Below are 5,354 nucleotides of genomic sequence, written 5' to 3' on the forward strand. Positions count from 1 at the left end.
CGACACTATCGTATATTTTGGGATGGCTATTGTAGTTAAATAATGAAATGTTGTTAAGCCGAAAATGATTATTTTCTTTGCGAACCTATTATGAATAAATCGGTATTGAATTTATTTAAGAATATAAATTCACTTTCCTTATACTTGTTTGGATTTTACACGCTATTTTTATTGTTAAATACTTTTTCTGGTGTAATTACTGTTTTCGATATTTTATTCACCTTTCCTCTAATTTGGTCAATATCCGTATGGTCAAATAAGAGTTCTCCATTTATAAAAAAGATGCCTGGAAAACATAATAAAAAAGGTGAATTTTGGAATGATTTATTTTTAATTTTTTATAGTTTCATCATTAGTGTTCTTATCTCATTTGTGGTTCGATATTCAAATGTAGATCTAAGAGGATGGTGGCCTATTGCTTTATATTACTTAAGTTTTATAGGGATTGTTTATGCGCTCATCTTCGCATTTTTTGCAATGTTATTAAACGAGCATAAAAAATACACATTCCTCTTTTTCTTTTTAACGATTACTATCAATATTGGTATAAATTTGATTGCATATTATAATCCGTTATCGATATACGTTCGAGATAGATTCTCTTATTTCTTACTTGGTGGATGTCTTATTATCCACATATTTTATTGTCTAATATCTCATGCTATATCAAAATTTAAATAATATGCAATGATAGTTATCATAGGCTTAATCAAATAGACCATTAGGAAGAAACGCCAAGTAAATAACGCTCAGGGACCAATTATGAGAATTTTCCGGTAACCCCCCATTTTTAACTGAAGTTAAAAGTAGAGTATTAGGCAACTAGTGCCAATTTTTGCCTTGGAGTAATCCCTCCAATAGCAGTATTTGGACGTTTATTGTTGTAGGTCCATAACCATTGTGTCGCATGTAGTTGTACCTGAGCAATATTTTCAAATAAATATTGGCTTAACCAATCATATCTAACCGTACGATTATACCGTTCAATATAAGCATTTTGTTGAGGGTTTCCTGGTTGGATAAAAATTAACTGTATCTGATTTTTATGAGCCCATTGTTCCAATAACTTACTCACATATTCAGGTCCGTTATCACAGCGTATTTGTTTCGGTTTGCCTCGCCATTCAATGATTTGATTAAGCGTTCTTACAACGCGCTCTGCCGGTAAAGACATGTCAACCTCAATAGCGAGACCTTCACGATTAAAATCATCGAGTACATTTAATAGTCTGTAACAGCCTGGTGTATTGCGCTTATCCCTTTCTGATTATGTTGTCGGAGGGCTCCATCGTCTGGCTCTCGCGCTACGAGGCTTGAGTCTTTTTCCTCGGTCGGACTTTCACCGACTAGATGCAGCATCCTTAACCTGGACACGCCGATTTCCCAGCGTTGCAAGTAACATGCAATGGCATTCTTTGGATGTTTATTAGTCACTACAATCATTAACTCATTGAGTGAGTTTTTAGAATTGGCCAAATAAAGTGGTTGCCCAAACACGTGCACTCGCATGCCAAATACGTGATGTTGAGAGGGGGCTAGATGAGCAAATAATTGGGCTGAAGTTTTAAATTTTTTTTGGCCAATGCACACATCCATATTTCCTTTAATCCGCATGTAAAACGGGATATTTTCTTCTGTTAACCAGGCAGTTAGGGAATTCTCTATCCGCCAAAATGCCTTGAATCTGTTCCTTGCCAAAGGTATTGATAAACCTTGATAGTAAGGAAATCTGTTCTTTGGCTGTTATATTACCGGCTTTATTTAACAACGTCCAGAATAAAGAAATAGCAATGCCTTCATACCAAACTGACAGCATAAAAATATTAATTTTCGATTTTCCCCAATACCAATTCGTTCTATCAATAGCTAGGTAGACAGGCTGGGTTTTAGAAAAAAATAAAGAATATATCCATCGTGAAATGCAAGTAAAATCAAATTCAAAACTTGAAAAGAAACGCTTCACACGTTTATAACGCGATTCAATGAGAACCTCGTTTTGCATCGCCACTGCAATTTCGCTTAAATTAATACTTCTCACCGTGAATAAAGCCAATAACATTTGCGCAAAACAATCAATTCAGGACTTGTGCCAATTGAGTTCTTCACCTAATATCTCTCGCAACTCGCTGATATACTTCATATTTACACCTTTTCTAGACAAAAAGATTATATGAAATCTTTTAAATATCAGCGAGTTATTCTGATTTATAGGTTTCCCTTTTTATTTTTTGTCTCGTACAAAGCATAATAAAATTTTCCGTTTACTAAACAGTTTACATTTTGTTATTTTAAGAGAATAATCAGATCCTGTTAGCTAAGGAGGATGATCAACAAATGACCTTTGGGGATACGGTAAGAGAAGCGAGGATGCGAGAGCCTTAGGGGTCACCCATTAGAAAGTCTCAGTCAACAGGTAAAGCAACGCCATTTGGTTTTTTAACCAATTTTTTATTTTTACAGCCACTAAGCGTATAAATTGCATACTACATTCGTCTAAAATTTCTCATGGAGGTGTAATCTAATATGCACCAGTCACCCGTGTGAATTAAGACATTTACCAATGGCCTAAAAGGAACCCCTACAAATAAAAAATGATCAACGCTTCATTTTGTTGGTTTGGGTTTTTCCGATGGAACAGATTCGCTACTTTGGCCAGATTCTAGTGATTGCACTTGAAAAAAACGTGGCGTCACTGCAGATATTTGCGATTGTTTTGCCTCCTCCAAAAAATCTCTTATAACTTCATCATAAGTGTAATCTTTTGCAATTTCGCCACGATTATTCTTAGCGTTGACATCCGCGCCGTGCTTCACTAACCGTTGCACCAAATCCAACTGGTTATTAAAAGTTGCCACATGCAGCACAGTCTTGCCAGCAGTACCCTTAGCGTTGATATCGGCGCCCTTCTCTACTAATAACCGTACTATATCCCATTTTTTAGCATTAGCAGCCCGATGCAGGGCAGTAATGCCAGAATTATCCTTAGCGTTGACATCCACGCCGTGCTCCACTAACCACCGCGCCATATCCCTGTTGCCATCAGAAGCTACCTCTTGCAGCACAGTAATGTCAGAATTATCCTTAGCGTTGACATCCGCGCCGTGCCCCACTAAGCATTGCGCCATATCCGTGTTGCCAGAAGAAGCTGCCTTATGCAGCACAGTCTTGCCATAATTATCCTTAGCGTTAACATCCGCGCCACTGCGCCATATCCGTTTTGCCATCAGAAGCTACCATATGCAGCACAGTCCTGCCAAACATATCCTCCTTAGCGTTGATATTATCAACACCCTTCTCTACTAATAACCGTATTATATCCCATTTGTTAGCATAAGCATCCCGATGCAGCGCAGTAATGCCATAATTATCCTTAGCGTTGACATCCGCGCCGTGCCCCACTAAGCATTGCGCCATATCCGTGTTGCCATCAGAAGCTGCCTCATACAGCACAGTCTTGCCATAATCATTGGTGAGATTTGGATTAACACCTTTATTGATGAATGATTTTAGCTGGGAAATATCTTTATTCTTATCGTTCAAATATTTTAACCATGCCTTTGTTAACTCAATACGTTCTTTAAACTCCTCTTTTTTTAATCCTGCTTTATCCATTAACGGTTCAACACAATCTATAAAAATAGAATTTTCCTGTTTATTGTTTAAAACCAAAAGATCAGCCCATTCTAATAATGACTCACGACTCATCGCATTAAGTATGCTGGGCATATACGTTGCATTCAACTCATTATAAACCTGAATCAAGGGCAGCTCTTTATCTGCTATTAAACTCTGCTTCTTAGCATCGCTGTATTCATAATAATCAACAAATTTAGATGAAATAGAAGCGTTTAGAATACCTAGCTGAGGTGGCGTTTCTCCACCGCGCCCCACCGATACGCGTGGAACATTATATTTTTGAACTAGCAGAGCCGCTAAATACGTATAAAAATCCGGTATCATTTGCGGTATCGATTTATTTCTAAAATCTATCTGGCTTTCTACAGAATCAAACACCATGGTATTGGCTTGACTACGCCAAGCCCAACATTGTGCAAGAATGGTTTCTGGTTGGTTCTCCGTTTTTTTACACAGCACATAAAATCCGCCGCGCGGATCAGTAATGCCATGTTTAGCAGAGCTACTTCCTTCATCGCCAATGGACTGGCAGCAACTTGTCAATTTACCTAAAATAGCCGCCCGTGGATCACTGGGCGGCAACTTTTTAAGATAATAGCCAGTATATTCCGGATTGATCTCTTCACCTTTAATAGTAATGTTTGGTATCTGCTCTGGATCATCCTGTGACTTCAAAGAAAGATATTCATCAAAATTCTTTTCTTTTATACCATAATAAAAAAATAGCTCTGCTGCTTCGGGATGTTTTCCTGCATGCTGGTAAAATGCATGACGGGAATAGGCGTTAATGTCCTCAAGAGAGGTCTTAGCTGTTAGCAAATTAGATTTTTTATATTGTATTTTTTGTTCTATTTCCTTTTTTGTTTTCTGGAGTTGTTGTTCAATATACTTCTCTTTGCTCTCCATCGTTAAACCAAGTTCTGGCCATTGTTTATAACTTTCTTCAGCCTTTTTTCTATAGTTATTCATTACTTCTGCTTTAATCGTTAATAGCGTTTTCTTATCGTCTAAGTTGAGATTTTTTTTCCTCAAGGCTAAATTTTCTCTGTCTTTACCTTCCAACTTACTTCTCTCTGATAAGCTAAGTTTAGAGCGCAAATAGCTATCAAATTTTTTATCCCATTCCGTCTTAATGCTTTTCATTTTGGCGGCCAAGTATTTTTCTATCGATTCGTTCTTAATCTGCTCACTACCTTTTTGATTATTTTTTTCTTCTTCTTTTAACTTAGTATCATATTCTTGCAAAAATTTTTGTGTATATTCCGCGGTTATTTTCTTTTCAACCTCTGTCTTAAGTATTGTGCGATTATCTTTGACATAGTCTTCAATCTTCTTAGCAAAGGGTAAAAAACGCATAATTAAATCGTTCGGACGGCTTGGATTTTGATTGGCTATAATTCCTCGCCACAAAGAAACATTCCATTTACCTTCCGGCAAAGAGAAAAGACAAGCATCATGGATTAATTGTTTACTATTAGGATATTGTTTTTCATAGCGTTTAAGATATTCAATTGCTTTTTCAGCATCATCGAATAAAATAGCTAACTTTGCCGCGTGTAATCTTGCCCCCTTCAATTGCTCTGAAGGCGGCAACGTCGATTGCTCTTGCTCGCTTGCTAACTTCGTCAACGGTAAAATCTTTTCATAAACAGAAAAATTCATCCCATACAATGAGAGTTGTTGCTTTAATTCTTTTTCCTCTTCTTCAGTACTAAACT

The 5,354-nt window shown here is 37.0% G+C and carries 4 protein-coding genes and 1 pseudogene; all 5 read right to left on the bottom strand.

The window, feature by feature from the left end; all coding sequences use genetic code 11:
- Positions 1-814 precede the first annotated feature (814 nt).
- Positions 815-1,234 (bottom strand): annotated as a pseudogene (locus WA877_RS07425) (integrase core domain-containing protein); the annotation flags it as partial.
- The gene (locus WA877_RS07430; RefSeq protein WP_425170285.1) at positions 1,222-1,590 is read right to left on the bottom strand and encodes a hypothetical protein; all 369 of its coding nucleotides are present in this window, start codon (positions 1,588-1,590) and stop codon (positions 1,222-1,224) included. The pseudogene WA877_RS07425 and the gene WA877_RS07430, both read right to left, overlap by 13 nt.
- A 13-nt stretch (positions 1,591-1,603) precedes the next feature.
- A complete protein-coding gene (locus tag WA877_RS07435) occupies positions 1,604-2,038 on the bottom strand; it encodes a hypothetical protein (protein WP_425170286.1) in 435 nt (144 codons plus the stop codon).
- 565 nt (positions 2,039-2,603) lie between these two features.
- On the bottom strand, positions 2,604-3,161 hold the full coding sequence (locus tag WA877_RS07440; protein ID WP_425170287.1) for an ankyrin repeat domain-containing protein: 558 nt from the start codon (positions 3,159-3,161) through the stop codon (positions 2,604-2,606).
- A gap of 25 nt (positions 3,162-3,186) precedes the next feature.
- Positions 3,187-5,354, bottom strand: a 2,168-nt coding sequence (locus WA877_RS07445; protein WP_425170288.1) for an ankyrin repeat domain-containing protein, incomplete at its 5' end; no start/stop codon positions are given.

The sequence above is a fragment of the Legionella sp. genome, assembly GCF_049790535.1.
Classification (GTDB): Bacteria; Pseudomonadota; Gammaproteobacteria; order Legionellales; family Legionellaceae; genus Legionella.